At 36.9% G+C, this 15,668-nt stretch carries 15 protein-coding genes; 7 read left to right on the top strand and 8 right to left on the bottom strand.

The window, feature by feature from the left end:
- Nucleotides 1-146: 146 nt before the first annotated feature.
- From F6K06_RS19190 to tnpA, 5 genes are all read right to left on the bottom strand, one after another.
- Nucleotides 147-1,301 (bottom strand): homocysteine biosynthesis protein, encoded by a 1,155-nt coding sequence (locus F6K06_RS19190; protein WP_124154963.1) that lies wholly within the window; start codon nucleotides 1,299-1,301, stop codon nucleotides 147-149.
- Between the two features lie 178 nt (nucleotides 1,302-1,479).
- Complete coding sequence (locus F6K06_RS19185; protein ID WP_124154964.1) at nucleotides 1,480-2,664, bottom strand: AI-2E family transporter; 1,185 nt, start codon at nucleotides 2,662-2,664, stop codon at nucleotides 1,480-1,482.
- A gap of 879 nt (nucleotides 2,665-3,543) precedes the next feature.
- Nucleotides 3,544-3,900, bottom strand: coding sequence for a hypothetical protein (locus F6K06_RS19180; RefSeq protein WP_192901285.1), 357 nt, complete (start codon nucleotides 3,898-3,900; stop codon nucleotides 3,544-3,546).
- 63 nt (nucleotides 3,901-3,963) lie between these two features.
- The gene (locus F6K06_RS19175; RefSeq protein ID WP_124154965.1) at nucleotides 3,964-4,161 is read right to left on the bottom strand and encodes a hypothetical protein; all 198 of its coding nucleotides are present in this window, start codon (nucleotides 4,159-4,161) and stop codon (nucleotides 3,964-3,966) included.
- A gap of 31 nt (nucleotides 4,162-4,192) precedes the next feature.
- Complete coding sequence (tnpA, locus tag F6K06_RS19170; RefSeq protein ID WP_124154966.1) at nucleotides 4,193-4,582, bottom strand: IS200/IS605 family transposase; 390 nt, start codon at nucleotides 4,580-4,582, stop codon at nucleotides 4,193-4,195.
- 60 nt (nucleotides 4,583-4,642) lie between these two features.
- Here tnpA and F6K06_RS19165 point away from each other — a divergent pair, with 60 nt between their 5' ends.
- From F6K06_RS19165 to galE, 7 genes are all read left to right on the top strand, one after another.
- On the top strand, nucleotides 4,643-5,845 hold the full coding sequence (locus F6K06_RS19165; RefSeq protein ID WP_124154967.1) for an RNA-guided endonuclease TnpB family protein: 1,203 nt from the start codon (nucleotides 4,643-4,645) through the stop codon (nucleotides 5,843-5,845).
- A gap of 464 nt (nucleotides 5,846-6,309) precedes the next feature.
- Nucleotides 6,310-6,459: a hypothetical protein gene (locus tag F6K06_RS19160; RefSeq protein ID WP_287242782.1), complete on the top strand. Its 150-nt coding sequence runs from the start codon at nucleotides 6,310-6,312 to the stop codon at nucleotides 6,457-6,459.
- Between the two features lie 130 nt (nucleotides 6,460-6,589).
- Nucleotides 6,590-7,909, top strand: coding sequence for a class I SAM-dependent methyltransferase (locus F6K06_RS19155; RefSeq protein ID WP_287242781.1), 1,320 nt, complete (start codon nucleotides 6,590-6,592; stop codon nucleotides 7,907-7,909).
- A 420-nt stretch (nucleotides 7,910-8,329) separates the two neighbouring features.
- Nucleotides 8,330-8,626: a DNA-binding protein gene (locus F6K06_RS19150; protein ID WP_124145854.1), complete on the top strand. Its 297-nt coding sequence runs from the start codon at nucleotides 8,330-8,332 to the stop codon at nucleotides 8,624-8,626.
- A 422-nt stretch (nucleotides 8,627-9,048) separates the two neighbouring features.
- Complete coding sequence (locus tag F6K06_RS19145; protein WP_287242779.1) at nucleotides 9,049-9,603, top strand: type IV pilin-like G/H family protein; 555 nt, start codon at nucleotides 9,049-9,051, stop codon at nucleotides 9,601-9,603.
- A gap of 142 nt (nucleotides 9,604-9,745) precedes the next feature.
- A complete protein-coding gene (locus F6K06_RS19140; RefSeq protein WP_287242778.1) occupies nucleotides 9,746-11,977 on the top strand; it encodes an O-linked N-acetylglucosamine transferase, SPINDLY family protein in 2,232 nt (743 codons plus the stop codon).
- Nucleotides 11,978-12,031: 54 nt separating this feature from the next.
- Nucleotides 12,032-13,036, top strand: coding sequence for a UDP-glucose 4-epimerase GalE (gene galE, locus F6K06_RS19135; protein ID WP_287242777.1), 1,005 nt, complete (start codon nucleotides 12,032-12,034; stop codon nucleotides 13,034-13,036).
- Between the two features lie 365 nt (nucleotides 13,037-13,401).
- Here galE and F6K06_RS19130 read toward each other — a convergent pair whose 3' ends face one another.
- The 3 genes from F6K06_RS19130 to F6K06_RS19120 all read right to left on the bottom strand — a co-directional run bounded on the left by F6K06_RS19130 (nucleotide 13,402) and on the right by F6K06_RS19120 (nucleotide 15,190).
- The gene (locus F6K06_RS19130; RefSeq protein ID WP_287242775.1) at nucleotides 13,402-14,646 is read right to left on the bottom strand and encodes a transposase; all 1,245 of its coding nucleotides are present in this window, start codon (nucleotides 14,644-14,646) and stop codon (nucleotides 13,402-13,404) included.
- Nucleotides 14,647-14,761: 115 nt separating this feature from the next.
- The gene (locus F6K06_RS19125) at nucleotides 14,762-14,923 is read right to left on the bottom strand and encodes a hypothetical protein (RefSeq protein WP_287242773.1); all 162 of its coding nucleotides are present in this window, start codon (nucleotides 14,921-14,923) and stop codon (nucleotides 14,762-14,764) included.
- Nucleotides 14,924-14,926: 3 nt separating this feature from the next.
- Nucleotides 14,927-15,190, bottom strand: a complete 264-nt coding sequence (locus F6K06_RS19120) for a hypothetical protein (protein WP_287242772.1) — start codon at nucleotides 15,188-15,190, stop codon at nucleotides 14,927-14,929.
- Nucleotides 15,191-15,668 lie beyond the last annotated feature (478 nt).

Genomic DNA, 15,668 nt, shown 5'->3' with positions numbered 1-15,668 from the left:
CACCCCAGAAATGCTGAAGCAGGGATTAGTGCAGAAGATACAAAGCGTCACCCTCGTTACTACTTGCCTGTGAGAACTATCGTATTATGTCGATAAATTGCGCAAATTGTTAACTAAGTCGAAACTCCCCTAACTCTGATTCAAAATTAACTTTCTAGAAATGGCAAAAAAGTTCTATCCATAGGAATTGGAGCAACTGATTCAGTTAGAGTAAATTCTCCCGCTTCAATCCACTGTTTTAACTCTAAAGCAATTTGATTAGAAAGGAAAATACTGGCAAGAGGGGCACTTCTGACAAGTTTGCCCTCTATTTTTATACGACCAGACTTGAGTTGAGCATAGCTAACTAAACCAAAAGTTGGACGTACCCGACGTGGAATGGAAAAATCTACTACTGGTGCAACAATATCTTGGTCTTGAATAGTACAGTTAGTCACTACTTTCTCATTCAAAACAGGCAGAGGAATGCCTACACCCAACATAATTGAGGGACCATGATTTTTGAAATAGCAACCACGCACCCATTTAGATTGCATTTGTTTCCCATCTCCAATCAAGGCCAAAGTCGCAGCAGGTCCAATGGGAGTACGATTAGGTAAACGTTTTTGTAAAGGAAAGTGTTGAGTACCTTCCCAAGTTATATATCCAATACCACCGCCCAAAAATATACGAGTACCAATACCAATTACTTGTAAATCTGGATCGTTGAATAGTGGAGAAATAGCACCAGTATTAGAATAAACTGCATTACCTAAATTTGGCATCAGAGGCCCAAGATAGGTAAATAGAGGGCGATCGCCACCGTTTACACCAACTATAAAATTTTGATATAGATTTCGTGGATTGAATAAATAAAACTGGTTAATTGTTTCACGGGTAATTGTCGTTTCAAAGGTAGCTCTGGGATAACAATCTGTTACTTGACCAATGGCTCTAAGATGGACAGGTTTACCTGCAATTAGGTCTTCAATTACATGACCACCACCTCTTTCTTTAGATTCTTCACTATCTTCAGGTATTTGAGTGGCGCCAAGATATAAATCCACAGCCCCAAAGCCCGAATAAGCAGGGATACCATCTAACCAGCAGGAGCGAATTTTAATTGGTGGGTCAGTATGTCCTAGATTAATCATAGCTCCAGAGCACTCCATTGGCTCAAAAGTCCCAGTGGTAATTACATCAACTTCTTTTGCTACTTGGGTAACACTGGTTTCAGCAACTCTAGTTTTTACTTCTGTTACTGTAGATACAACGGCTTTTTTGTTGATAATTTTGTCGTTAATTTCAGCAATTGTTCTCATATTAGCAATATGATTTTAGTTGTGAGATATTGGAGACTTTTAGGGAACAGGGAACAGGGAACAGGGAACAGGGAACAGGGAAGAAAAAAAACGAATATATATGAATAAGATAACTGCTATATTCTATAATTTAAAGGAACACCTCAATTCTCACATCTGATTCCTGAATCCTTGCCTATTAAATTTCTTCTTCTGAACTAGATTTAGGTAAATCTTCTGTACTTTGATATTCTATTTGCTCTACTTCAGAATCAATTTTATCTTCTACCTCGTTACGCTCAACCTCAGAATATTCAGGGATAGTATCTACAGGATTTCTTTCATATGAAAAATTTTCAATTTGCCAATTATCAAGAATATCTTTAATTAATAACTCTTGAATCCAGACTTGAGCAATAATTGTTAAAGGTAAAGCGAGTAAAAGTCCTGAAAATCCAAAAAAGCTAGCAAAAAATACTTGGGAAATTAATGTCATAGCAGGCAACAAAGAAACTTGTTTCGCTATCACATAAGGAGTCAAAATATTACCCTCAATTTGTTGAATCAGAATGTAAATCAACAAAACTAAACCAGATTTTAAAGGAGAATCTATCAAAGCGATCGCCATCGGTGGAATTACACTAAGAGTCGGTCCAATATTCGGTATTAAAGTTAGTAACCCTGCCAAAATAGCTTGAGCTGAAGCCAGAGGGAGCTGCAATATAGATAGACCAATAAAACTTAGTAAAGCAATTACACTCATATTAATTAAAGTGCCAATTACCCACCCTCCTAATGCTATTTCACAATGGTTTAAAATTAGGTTTACTCGTTGTCGGTAAAAATTGGGAAATAATTGTATAAATGCTTGACGGTAGGCACTAGGATTTACCAACATCATTATGGTTAAAACTAGAATTAGTAGTAAGCTCAGAAATATTCCGAAAGTATTACCAACGAACTCTCCAGCATTATTAATTAGTTGATTAAATATAGGTTGTAGTTGAGTAACAACTTCATTAATATCAATGTTTGGTAATTGCTCTCTAAGTTGAATAGGTAATTGTTCTTTGAGTATATTCAACCAATCATTTAATTTATTAATACCCAAGGGAACAATAGTTATTAGCTGTTGAAACTGCTCCGCTAAAGGTGGAACAATTACCCAGAAAAAAGTCACAATTATTAGTATAAATAGACTGACCGATATTAATACAGCTAGGGATCTATTTATGCTGAAACGTTGTAGCCATCTAGCTAGTTTATTGAGAGTAGTAGCAATTACCACTGCGGTAAATACTAGCAGTAATAATTGACGGATCTGCCACAATATATATATGGAAGCGAGGATGGCGAATAGTCCAACCCAATTACCTAGATTCACAAGAATTATAATTAAAGTATGGATTTTAAGTATATAGGTTAATGTATTCTATCTTGAATTTGTGTAATATTTAATTACAATTTACACCTTGATATTAGCTTGGTTAAAACAGAAGAAATGAGCAGCGATCGCTTATGAATTAGCTGCCTTCATCAAACAAAAATATCCCATTTTTTAGTCTATACTTTACCCATAACTAGAGCAAACGTTGATGGTCAGATGAGCTAGTGGAATGAAGTAGACAAAGAAACAATGACAAATCCTTTAAATATGATTAACTATTATCATAAAATTTATTGATTTGACCTCTCCTCATTCCCGACTCCGCTACACCCCTACTCCCAAAAAGTTTCAATACTTATTAGGTAAAACATAGTTTTTTACTAGAGGTGATAGGTTAATTTAGAGCTGTCTAAAACTTTCAATTTTCTGGTTTAAATCTCGCCAAAATTTCTGTAGGAGATAAATTAGATAAATCTACTATTAATCTGGCTAAATCTACAGCAGACAAATCTATCATTTGTGAGATTATTACCGAATAATTAAGGTAAAAATCCTCTCCTTTAAAGGAGAAACAAGCGGTCGTTCGCGACAGCGGAACGGAGTTCTCTCTTCGGAGCTTCCTGAAGGGTGGGATGGCGTACTTCGGAGCGGGTCTGTAAGAACGGGTCTCCTCGCTGTCCGACCATCGACCAAGAGAGAAAAAATTTTCATGATTAGTCAATCCTCTCCTTGAAAAGAAGAGGTAATTAGGGTTTGCTGAAAAAGTATTTTAGTAGGGGTAGGAGACAGGAGACAGGAGACAGGAGACAGGAGGAAAATTACATGGGGATTCGCTCCCCCAAGTAATGCGTGAACACGACCGTTGACGGTGGGGTATTAAACCCACAAAGAAAATGATAATTTCGGATAATCATCTTCATAAATACGGCTATTATTGCGGTTCGCTTCTCTTTGAAATTCTCCCCTAACTTCCAGTAATTTCAGCAAACAACTACAAATTTCATTAGGGGTTACAGGATTTCGGTAAGGTTCAAATAAAGCAGTTGTTGTGGCAAAACGACCTAATAATCCTAATACTTTTAGGTTTCCTTGAAGTTGTGGTTGTGGTGAAAACCAGACATCTATTTGCCTAGCTTCTCCCCGCACTTCACGGGGTGCTTTTACTTCGCCAATAATTGATAGTAATTCTTCTAAATATTGTTTAGCAAATTGGTCATAAAGGAATCTAGTCATCAAGTTTTCTTACTTTTCTCAAATTTCTCTGAAATTACCTAAAAAACCCACTTTCTTTACCCTTTATTCCACATTCTGAACTTGTCCCCAAAGTCGCCATCCCAATAATATCCCTACAACTATTGGAGGTGTGAGTACAGCAATGATGGCATTGGTTGCTGTGGAGGAAATGGAAAGATAGGGGCCAGCATATTTGATCGAGAGGGAAAGTCCAGCAGAGAGAATTAGGACTTTGAGAATGAAGATTATTTTATTATTCATATTACCAGAAAATTGGGTTTAAAGCCTCCCCCTAAAAGGGGGACTTTCCTCCTTGAATGTACTTTTTCAGAGTTTCAAGTGGTGCGCCTCCAACTGAAGCCACAAAATATGAAGGACTCCAAAGCGCAGTTTTGTGGGGTTTTTCATATCCTGCTGCTCCATATAATCTACTAGAAACACCTTTAAGATGATTGACTATTTGAGATATAGACAATTTAGGTGGGTATTCAATAGCTGCATGAACATGATCGGCTTCCCCATTAAACTCTAATATATTGAAGTTCATCTTCTTAGCTACAGTCTCAAACGAATCCTTGATTAATTCTAATCCTTCTGCTGTAAATACACTTTTCCGATATTTAGTCACACATACCAAATGTACTTTTAAGTCTGAGATACTATGTCTTTCTTGTCTTAACATATTGCATACCAAATTCAACTATGCTATAGTTATACTATACAGACCAAAAATAAATTTAAGATGAGGGCTAGATACAAGTATAGAATATACCCAACTAAATATCAGCAGACCAAGTTAGCGCAACTATTTGGTTGTGTTCGCGTAGTTTGGAATGATAGCCTAGCTTGCTGCAAAGAAAAGCACGCTCAAAGAGAGAAGAAACCGACTAATTCTGAACTACAAAAACAGTTTATCACTCAAGCTAAAAAGACTGAACATAGAGAATGGCTATCAGAGGTTTCTGCTATACCATTGCAGCAATCTTTGAATGATTTAAACCAGGCTTATCAAAACTTTTTTCAATCAACTCAAGGCCATAGAAAAGGTAAACCTGTTAAACCTCCTAAATTTAAAAAAAGGAAATCGAAGCAAACGGCTAGGTTTACGAAAGGAGGGTTTAAAGTTGGTCAGGACAAAGTTTATTTAGCCAAGATTGGAAAGCTGAAAATAGTTTGGTCAAGAGATCTGCCTGCTACTCCATCATCAGCAACAGTAATTAAAGATTCAGCTCATAGATACTTTCTTAGTTTTGTAGTAGAAATACAGCCAGAAGAGTTGCCTCAAATTGATAATTCAGTAGGTATAGATTTAGGAATCAAAACTTTTGCTACTTTGAGTAATGGAGAAAAAGTTGACGCACCAAAACCGCTCAAGAAACGCATTAAGAAGTATCGAAAATTAAGTAAGTCATTATCTCATAAAACTAGAGGCTCTAAACGACATGAAAAAGCCAGGCTAAGAGTTGCAAAATTTAATGGCAAACTGAAAGATACAAGGACAGATTTTCTTCATAAACTATCTACTAAAATAATTCGTGAAAACCAAACAATTGTTTTAGAAGACTTAAATGTTTCTGGAATGCTTAAAAACCGTAAATTATCCAGAGCTATTTCTGATTTAGGATGGCGAACTTTCCGAACATTCCTAGAAGGAAAAGCAGAAAAATACGGTCGTGATTTTAGAATAATTAGCAGGTGGGAACCAACATCACAAAAGTGTTCATGTTGTGGTTTTAAAGGTGGAAAGTTAGACCTTTCAGTTCGGGAGTGGGAGTGTCTAAACTGTGGCAGTAAACATGATAGAGACGAAAACGCAGCAAGAAATATATTAGTCGCGGGCGGGCAGTCCGAGACAAAAAACGGACGTGGAGGCAAACATAAGACTACCGTTAAGGTAGCAGAAGTCAGTGAAACGTCAACCCGCCGAGGAGCTATGGCTCGGTAGGAATCCCTGTGCCTTTAGGCCGGGGAGGATGTCAAGATGTTATAATTAAGGATTAAATATTTTGCAAAATGTAGAATTAAATCCCCCCTAACCGCCTTAAAAATGGGGGAACTTTTCCTAATACTCTGTAGAGATTTGCTCTCCAAACCGCCCGTTGAAGAAGGAGACAGGAGACAGGAGACAGGAGACAGGAGGAAAATTACATGGGGATTCTCACCCCAAGTAATTTTGAACACCGTGTAGACGGTGGGGTATTAAACCCACAAAGAAAATGATAAATTTTGACTTGATTTTGTGTAGCCACTATCTCAATCAACATTTAGTTAAATTATAACTATACAATTTTCAGTTTAATTAAGTAAGCTTTTTATTTTCAAGTCCCCCTATTTTCAGATAAACATTTATAACTATTAAGTCCCCCTTTCTCAGGGGGATTTAGGGGGATAGATATGAATAACTAGGGTTTGCTGAAAAAGTATTTTAGTAGGGGTAGGAGACAGGAGACAGCTATACTGGATACAGGAGAAATGGATCGGGAGCGAGGAAGTAGGAGCGGGCGTTTTGTAAGAATGATTTTTCTGCCCAACTATGTGCCTAAAATACTAACTTTTTGAGTGTTTTAGACTGAAACAGGGGCACTTTTTTCGTTCCCAAAAAGGCTAAAGTATTTATATGTCAATGCTTTTATATTTAATCAGCAATCCCTAACTATTCTTCTAACTCAGCACTACCAATCAAACAATTATGAACTATCAAGAATCAGAACTACAAGCAAAAATTCGTCAACAATTTGATTTTGTAACTTATCCCAGAATACCTGTTGAAAAATCTCCTAAGGATGACTATGAATCACTTTTTATTCATAATTTAGTCACACCATATTATCTGAGAAATCAAAAAGTTATAGGAACTGAAAATAAGGTTATTTTAGATGCGGGATGTGGCAGTGGTTATAAAGCTTTAGTTTTAGCAGAAGCAAATCCAGGAGCAAAAATAGTCGGTATTGATATTTCGGAAAAATCTGTAGAATTAGCTCGTCAACGTCTCCAATATCATGGTTTTGATAATGCCGAATTTCATGTTTTGCTTATAGAAGAATTGCCAAGTTTAGGTTTAGAGTTTGACTATATTAATTGTGATGAAGTTCTGTATTTATTGCCGGATATAGTTGCTGGTTTGCAGGGAATGAAATCTGTTTTAAAACCTGATGGAATTATTAGAACAAATCTCCATAGTTCTCTCCAACGCCATAACTATTTTAAGGTGCAAGAAGTTTTTCAAATGATGGGATTAATGAATGAAAATCCTGGAGAAATGGAAATGGAACTAGCACGAGAAACTTTGGATGCTTTGAAAGATTCAATTACTCTTAAACGGCAAGTTTGGAAGCCGGAAAGGGCAAAAAATGAAGAATGGATACTGAGTAATTATTTATTACTGGGAGATAAAGGTTATACTATCCCGGAAATTTTTGCTGCTTTAAAAAGTGCGGATTTAGAATTTATTAGTATGGTGAAATGGCGACAGTGGGAAATTTTGGATTTGTTTAAAAGTGAGGATGAATTGCCAGCTTTTTTAGGCATGAGTTTACCAGAAATTTCTGTTGAGGAACGACTGCATTTATTTGAACTTTTACAACCGATGCACCGTTTGCTAGATTTTTGGTGTGGTCATCCCCAACAAAGTCAATCTTTTGTGCCAGTTTCCGAATGGACAGACTCTGACTGGCAAAAGGCCAAAGTACAACTCCATCCTCAGTTGCAAAATTCTCAAGCTAGGGAGGATTTAATTAACTGTATCAATAACCATAAACCTTTTGAAATTAGTAATTATGTGAAGTTGCCCACCTTATCACCTATTCATATAGATAGTAGTATGGCTGTTTGTCTGCTCCCTCTGTGGGATGGGGTTTGTACTATTGAATCTTTGGTAGAACGGTTGGTCAAGATTAGACCATTAGACCCGATTACTTTAGAAGCGGTGAGCAAGGATAGGTGTTGGGAGGAGGTTAAGGAATTATTGGATACTTTAGACCCATTTCTGTATGTGCTTTTGGAACGTTAGTAGTAGCTTGTCTAGCTTTAAAATGTGGGTAAATTTGAGTCAATGAAGACCTCTCCCCCGACCCCTCTCCTGCAAGGAGAGGGGGGAAGTCTTCTCCCCCTTCCCTGGTAGGGAAGGGGGTTGGGGGGTTAGGTTTTTTTACCCACAATTTTAGTCTAGATATCTACTACTACGAGCCTAATTAGATCCAGTAGGGTGCGTTAGACTGCATTAATCACTCACAATGAAAGGTATTGAACAATCCGTCGTAACGCACCATTGAGCTTCAAAACTATTGGCAAGATTATCATTTTCTTTGTGGGTTTAATACCCCACCGTCTACACGGTGTTCAAAATTACTTGGGGTGAGAATCCCCATGTAATTTTCCTCCTGTCTCCTGTCTCCTGTCTCCTGTCTCCTTCTTCAAAGGAGTCGTGACAATGCATAAGAGTATCAGTTATCATACCGAATTAATTCAATCTTTAAAAGAACCTTCAGAAGCAGCAGTTTATCTTGAGGTTGTGTTAAAAGAAAGCGATCCGAAAATGATAAAAAAAGCTTTCTCTAATGTGATAGAAGCCAGAAGAGGATTTAATTTTGTTTCTGATGATGTTTATGACAACCTTGCAAGATTTGACGAAAAACTTAAAGAAACGGGTGAAATAGAATTTAATCTTTTGCGGACATTACTAGAATCTTTGGGTTTGAAAGTAGGGGTGATGGTGAGACCTAGTTAGGAGAAAAAAGCGATCGCTTTAAGTCTTTGTTTGTAGTTTGGCTTTAGCCCCTAATGTATTATCTCAGTTATGGTTTTGGAACGTTAGATCCCCCCAACCCCCCTTGATAAGGGGGGCTTTGAATTTCCCCCCTTTTTAAGGAGGGACTAAGGGGGGCTTTAAGTTTCCCCCCTTCTTAAGGGGGGACTAAGGGGGGATCGAATTTATTTTGGACAAGAATAGGAAAAATAGTTTATCTGATTTTAGGTAGAGGCCAATAATTTGCAGCAGAACCCGCCCCTACTGTTGGGACATTATAATAATTACCTCTTGAGATATCTCTGAAAAAAAAATTTCCTGGGGAATGATATGAATTTTTGGCAAGGTGGGTAAGTTAGATTCAGGAGATAAATTTTATTTGTCCAATTTTTATAGGAGAAAACATGAAAACTGAATTTAAGGCTAAGTTCTTACAGCACGTTGCTAAGAAGAGAAAGGAAGAGGGTTTCACTCTGATTGAATTGTTGGTGGTTATCATTATTATCGGTATTTTGTCTGCTATTGCGTTGCCTTCTTTCTTAAACCAAGCTAACAAAGCGAAGCAGTCGGAAGCGAAGCAGTATATCGCTTCTATTAACAAGGGTCAGCAAGCTTATTATGCAGAGAATGGTGACTTTATCACAGATGTAAAGGAAATAGGAAAGCTGGGTTTAGGTATCAAAACTGCTACGGGTAACTATACCTATGATATAAACGAAAATAAATCTGCTAATGGTGGAGCAAATGCTTGGACGTTAAACGCGGCAAAGGGTTTGAAATACTATGCAGGTTTAGTATATTTAACAGATGCTGATAATGCTTTAACTTCTCAAACAGTTCTTTGTGAAAGTGATGATGATTCAGCTCTACCTGTATCAGTTGATCCTGCTGCGAACCCTACCGCTCCTGGAGCTGAAACAGATTGTGATGCTACTGCGGGTTTTAAGAAGTCTCTGTAATCAATACTGAAATTAGCAGGATTTGGGTTCTAGTTTACCCTCTAATCAGGCTTTGTATAACTAAAAAAACTGTAAATTTAAAAATAGGTAGTACATTCAGTGCTACCTAATTTTGTATTAAAATCAAATTGAATTTTGTACTATGCTTCCCAACGATAGCTCCAGCAATGTAACATCTTGCCAACAAGAAGCTGATGCTTGTTTAAGAGAAGGAAATTATGCAAAAGCTGCAACTTTATATGAACAAGCAATAAATACTGACCCCAATCATAAATCAAACTACTGGCACTTGGGTTTAATTTTACTACTGCAAGGAAAAGAAGAGGAAGCACAAACAACTTGGCTGTTAGGTATGGCAGATGGAGAAGCAGAAGAGGTTGAGTTGTGGACAGAAGAATTAATAAAGGTATTAGCAACCGAAGCAAATAGACAAGCAACAACAGAAGATTATTCTGTAGCTTGGGCAATAAGACAACATATTCGGGAAATTCACCCCACTGATATTAATAATTTATTACATTTAATTTATTTGTCTATTGCTCTGGAAAATTATACAGCAGAGCAATTGACTGAATATGAAATTATTACCCAACTAGAAAATAGCAAAATAGAGGAGCTTGACCAAGATTTATTACTACATCTACTGAACAAACTCTTAATATACGACCCGATAAATTTATCATCTATAGAATTTGTATCAGTTGCTGTTCAAAAAATAGAAGATAAACCAGCACTTGTTAGTTGTTTAATACCACCCATATATCAAATTGCTTACTCCTTTGCAGAATTAGGAGTCGCCAGAAAATATACAGAAATATTGTTGAATGTTGTGCCAGAAAATCAGGAAGTATTGAGAACTATGGCGCAATTCAGCACAGAATTAACAGAATATTCTCTAGGTCTTGAGTACGCAGAAAAAAGTTACGCCTTATCAAAAAAAATATTTGAAAAAGTTATAGATTATCATCAAGTTTGTCGCTCCCTCATAGCATTAAAAGGATGTGACCAAAAAGTTAAACAAGCAGTTGAACACCAAGAAAACTTATTAAAATCCCTCGTTGCAGAAGCTCCAGAAAAACTTGCCGGAGCAGCAACACGTTTGTATAGTTCTAGTTTTTTCTTCCCCTATACCAGAGATTGCGCTGAAAAAAACATTAAAATTCGCAGTCAAGTAGCAGAGCTTTGTCAACAAAATTTAGAAAAAGCAAATTCTCAACAAATTAATAAATATCGTCAGAAACTATCTCGACAAAAACAGATAAATTCAACAAAAAAAACTCTAAAAATCGGCTATTTATCCCATTGTTTAAGAAGACATTCTGTCGGATGGATTGCTCGATGGCTATTTACATATCATAATCGAGAAAAATTTGAAATTTATGCCTATTTACAAGGAGCAGAAAACCGCAACGATTCTCTGCAACAGTGGTATATTAATCAAGCAACTAAAGCTCATGTTTACGGTATTGTCAGTACAGAAGTAGCAGAAGATATTTATGAAGATGAAATTGATATTTTAATCGATCTAGATAGTACAACATTAACTAATAGTTGTTCAATTATGGCAATGAAAGCAGCACCTATTCAAGCAACATGGTTAGGTTGGGATGCTTCAGGAATACCAACTATTGATTACTATATTGCCGATCCTTATGTTTTGCCAGAAAATGCTCAAGATTATTACCCCCATAAAATTTGGCGACTACCTCAAACTTATGTTGCGGTGGATGGTTTTGAAGTAAACATACCTAGTCTGAAACGACAAGATTTAGGTATTCCTAATGATGCAGTGATTTATTTTACTGCTCAGAGAGGTTATAAATTTAACCCCGATACTGCCAGACTGCAAATGAAAATCCTCAAAGAAGTTCCCAATAGTTACTTCTTGTTTAAAAAATTTGGTGACTCAGACGTTTTATCAGAATTGCTGATAGATGTTGCTGAGTCAGAAGGTATTAGTAGCGATCGCCTCATTCCTATAGAAGAAGTTGCTCTAGAAGAAATTCACAGAGCTAATTTAAGTATTGCAGATATTGTTTTGGATACTTACCCCTATAATGGTGCAACAACAACGTTAGAAACTTTGTGGATGTGCATCCCAATGGTAACAAGAGTGGGAGAACAATTCGCAGCACGCAACAGCTACACCATGATGATGAATGCTGGCATCACTGAAGGTATTGCTTGGAGTGATGAAGAATATGTGGAGTGGGGAATTAGATTAGGGAAAGATGAAAAATTACGGCAGGAAATATCCTGGAAATTGAGAAAGTCGAGGCAAACCGCTCCATTGTGGAATGCCAAACAATTTACCCGTGAAATGGAAAACGCTTACGAACAAATGTGGCAGAAGTATGTTGAAGGTGCAAACTGAGCGCGAAGTCACCATCATTGCACTACAAATTTAATTAAACTTAATTCTCTAAGCATGATATCACAGACAGATAGAACTATTCTCGTGACTGGTGGGGCAGGATATATCGGTTCCCACGCTGTACTTGCCCTCAAACAAGCTGGTTACAATCCAATAATTTTTGACAACCTAGTTTACGGTCATCGGGATCTAGTTGAAAATGTTTTAAAGGTAAAAACAATTGTAGGTGATATTAGCGATCGCTCTTTACTAGACAGAGTTTTTGCTACCCATAAAATTGATGCAGTGATGCACTTTGCAGCTTATTTATTTGTGGCAGAGTCGGTAGCTAATCCCCAGAAATATTATCGCAATAATGTTATCGGAACTTTGACATTATTAGAGGCAATGTTAGCTGCTGATGTCAAAAAAATCGTCTTTTCTTCCACTGGAGCAACTTACGGTGTGTCAAAAATAACTCCTATTCCCGAAGGACACCCGCAACAACCAATTAATCCCTATGGTGCGAGCAAATTGATGGTGGAGCAAATTCTAGGAGATTTCGACCGCGCATATAGCTTAAATTCTGTTTGTTTTCGCTATTTTAATGCCGCTGGTGCCGATCCTAGTGGATTAATAGGTGAAGATCATCATCCAGAAGTTCATCTTATACCCTTGGTATTGTTTGCTGCTTTAGGTAAAAGAGATACTATTTCTATTTTGGGAACTGATTACCCGACAGAAGACGGCACTTGCGTGCGGGATTATATTCACGTTTCAGATTTAGCTGACGCTCATGTTTTAGGATTAGAATATTTGCTCAACGGTGGTAATAGTACAGTATTCAATTTAGGAAATGGTAAAGGCTTTTCTGTCAGGGAGGTTATAGAAACTGCCAAACTGGTAACAGGGCGCAATATTAAAGTATTAGAGAAAAATCGACGCCCGGGAGACCCACCTGTATTAGTAGGCAGTAATGAGAAAGCCAGAAAAGTTTTGGGTTGGTCTCCCAAATATTCACAACTTAATGAAATTATTGCCCATGCCTGGCAGTGGCATCAAAAACGTCACGGGCATTAAGGAATAACGAGACATAACTAAGATCGATCCAAAAGTCGCACGTTAAAACCCCGTCCTATGGCGTTTCTATACAGTGGACCATCTAACGTCCATAACTCAGCCTTTAGATTTTATGCTAAAGCCAAATATGCCGCATCATAGGCACTCCGACGCGACAAAGATAGAGCTATTTCCACTATGCGAGCTTCTTTGCTGGTAAGAGGATGATAAATAATAGGCAAAAAAGCAATTTCATTGCAGAATTGTTCTAAACTTTCTTGCGCTAAAATGCCGGCACTAACAGAGCGAGTTAAAGCATTGGCAATTTCATAACGCGCTAACTCAGGAGCGTTTGACTTCTCCCCGGTCTAAAGACACGGGAATTCTTAAGCAGTCCAAAAGCGAACTCTTAAAGGCATAGTCAAAGTACCTCTACCAACTCCTTCAAGGGAAAATCCTAAAGTTGTTGCTACTTTTTTGAGAATATTTGCCGCGCCATTAATATCGGCATTAATTAATAAACCATAAAGAGTTTGATATAGTCCTCGTTTAATTCGCTTACCTGACGCGTTCCAGCTTTTGGGTTTTTCACCGATTGTTGGCAGGAAATCATCATCTAAAAACGATGCTTGTGATGTGTAGGATTCCTCAGTTTCAATCAACTCTATGCCGTACAATCCACATAACTGATTAATCCGTTCTTTAAGTTTTGCCGTGGGGATTTGTACGAATTTCTGGTTGTTTTTGGTTCCAATATCAATGTTATTTTTTTGTCCTTTATTCCAACCAAACACTATGCGACCAATGCCATATTCTAAGCAATGATTAATAACTAATCTTGCTGCTTTGTTAACAGCATCGCGCATTTGCCTGTTGCGTTTTTCAGTTATACGAGCCAATTTTTTTGACCAGAAACCTTGAGGTTGACCTTCTTTAATGTTAGCTACTTGTTTGTTGTACCATTGGTTTTTTGACTTGAGATGTTTGCCATCAATTATGAAGCTTGTACTAACATTGGAGACACAACTTAGCCAATTATCAACTCCGTGGTCAATACCTAAAACTTTACCTTTATCTAGCTGAGGTTTATCAGCTTTTAATTCATAAACCCATTCAACATAAAAGCAACCATTACGAGGTAAAATCCTAATCTCTTTGATTTCTTTAAACTCAAGATTACTTGGAAAGTTTAGGAAAAAAGCATCAATCTTAAAAAGGGCTTTAACCTTTTTTCCTAAAGGTACTCTTACCTTACCTTTTTCTAGTTTTAAAGCTTGTTTGGGATAAGTTATTACTCCCATTCCTCCTTTTTTGCGATACTTAGGCAGTTGAGGCCTATCTGCTAATTCCCCTTTATTGTATTTATTAGATAGCTCTTTATAAGACTTAAATGCCTCTGCTACTCCTCTCAGAGTTTGCTGTGCTGCCTGAGAATGTAAAAACTTATAATTTATATTGGACTTTAACTGCTTTTCTAAGTTGTATTTGCCCGTAATATACCCCAATTTAAAATACCATTGTCGGGCTAAATAAATACTACAATTAATTAGGTTATTCGCCGTCGTACATAAGTATTCTAAAAAAGAGAGATTTTCGGGACTTTTAATTAACTCTTGTTGGCATCCATACATCTTTATCACCTCCATGTTAATATTAGAACATTAAAGAATAAAAAATGACAACCTTTTTGACTGTTTTTTGCTGGCGACTGAAGTCGCCGTTTCGCGGAGCGACATGAAACGTTTTTCATCCGTGCTTTAAAAAGACATGGCTTTCAAACTCTCGTCCTTCTTCTGGTAAATCCGTTTCCTGATTTTCCCAAGCTTCTAACTTTTTTTCTGCTGCCTCTCTCAAAGGATTAGGTGTAATTGCTGCAACAATAAAATTAGCATCCAAAACAACGCTCATTACTTAAAAAATACCTCTGTTTTCTAATTCTTCTCGACCGAGACTTACTAATTCAACTGGATCTATCTGTGGCATATCTTTAGTTAACTCTCGCAAGCGGAATAACACTTCGGAAATAGTGCGAGTAGGCTTTAATTGAGCGATATTTTGGCAGAGCATAATAGTAGCCAAATCCTCCACAGAAACCTCTAGCCTTTTCGCTTCTGCTTCTAGGCGTTTACCATCTTCTTTTGGCAGTTGAATCGTTAAAGTTTGAGATTCACTCATAATAATTTACCTCTACTACTTACTACTTTTTTAATAGACATCTCCAGTAATAAAAAATCAAATTAATTATAGACATATCTACACTACCCAAACTAATAGATCATGGGTCATGGGTGATTGACTATCCATCTTTGATTAAAGCATTTTTAACTTCTTTATGAAAGAAATCTCTACCTAACATTATTTTGTTGACTTTAATTACATTAAAGATAACATGATTTTTAGAGAAATTACATGATATGATAAGAAAAAAAAGATGAGTAAACCACAAAAGTCTAGGTGGCGCAGTGGCGGGGTAAAATGAGGGCTGCAAATTCCAATCTTGGCTAGGCTAAAATTGTGCTCTACTAAGCATGAAAAGCGCTGTAATAAACAGAAATTTATACAGGAGAAAAACTAACAAAAAAAGGAATAATTTAAATTTTAAAATCAGAAAATTATGAAAACTTAAATCAAGAATTATTGCTGAGTCTACAAC

Source organism: Okeania sp. SIO1H4 (assembly GCF_010672695.1).
Classification (GTDB): Bacteria; Cyanobacteriota; Cyanobacteriia; order Cyanobacteriales; family Microcoleaceae; genus Okeania; species Okeania hirsuta.
The sequence above is the reverse complement of the archived record's forward strand: the minus strand, read 5'-3'. Positions and strand labels throughout refer to the sequence as shown.

What these genes read in the sequence shown, in the direction of transcription:
- F6K06_RS19120 (WP_287242772.1), bottom strand. Translation starts at nt 15,190, where the DNA reads ATGAGTGAATCTCAAACTTTAACGATTCAACTGCCAAAAGAAGATGGT.
- F6K06_RS19125 (WP_287242773.1), bottom strand. Translation starts at nt 14,923, where the DNA reads ATGAGCGTTGTTTTGGATGCTAATTTTATTGTTGCAGCAATTACACCT.
- F6K06_RS19155 (WP_287242781.1), top strand. Translation starts at nt 6,590, where the DNA reads ATGAACTATCAAGAATCAGAACTACAAGCAAAAATTCGTCAACAATTT.
- galE (WP_287242777.1), top strand. Translation starts at nt 12,032, where the DNA reads ATGATATCACAGACAGATAGAACTATTCTCGTGACTGGTGGGGCAGGA.
- F6K06_RS19175 (WP_124154965.1), bottom strand. Translation starts at nt 4,161, where the DNA reads ATGAATAATAAAATAATCTTCATTCTCAAAGTCCTAATTCTCTCTGCT.
- tnpA (WP_124154966.1), bottom strand. Translation starts at nt 4,582, where the DNA reads ATGTTAAGACAAGAAAGACATAGTATCTCAGACTTAAAAGTACATTTG.
- F6K06_RS19140 (WP_287242778.1), top strand. Translation starts at nt 9,746, where the DNA reads ATGCTTCCCAACGATAGCTCCAGCAATGTAACATCTTGCCAACAAGAA.
- F6K06_RS19145 (WP_287242779.1), top strand. Translation starts at nt 9,049, where the DNA reads ATGAAAACTGAATTTAAGGCTAAGTTCTTACAGCACGTTGCTAAGAAG.
- F6K06_RS19130 (WP_287242775.1), bottom strand. Translation starts at nt 14,646, where the DNA reads ATGTATGGATGCCAACAAGAGTTAATTAAAAGTCCCGAAAATCTCTCT.
- F6K06_RS19165 (WP_124154967.1), top strand. Translation starts at nt 4,643, where the DNA reads ATGAGGGCTAGATACAAGTATAGAATATACCCAACTAAATATCAGCAG.
- F6K06_RS19190 (WP_124154963.1), bottom strand. Translation starts at nt 1,301, where the DNA reads ATGAGAACAATTGCTGAAATTAACGACAAAATTATCAACAAAAAAGCC.
- F6K06_RS19180 (WP_192901285.1), bottom strand. Translation starts at nt 3,900, where the DNA reads ATGACTAGATTCCTTTATGACCAATTTGCTAAACAATATTTAGAAGAA.
- F6K06_RS19150 (WP_124145854.1), top strand. Translation starts at nt 8,330, where the DNA reads ATGCATAAGAGTATCAGTTATCATACCGAATTAATTCAATCTTTAAAA.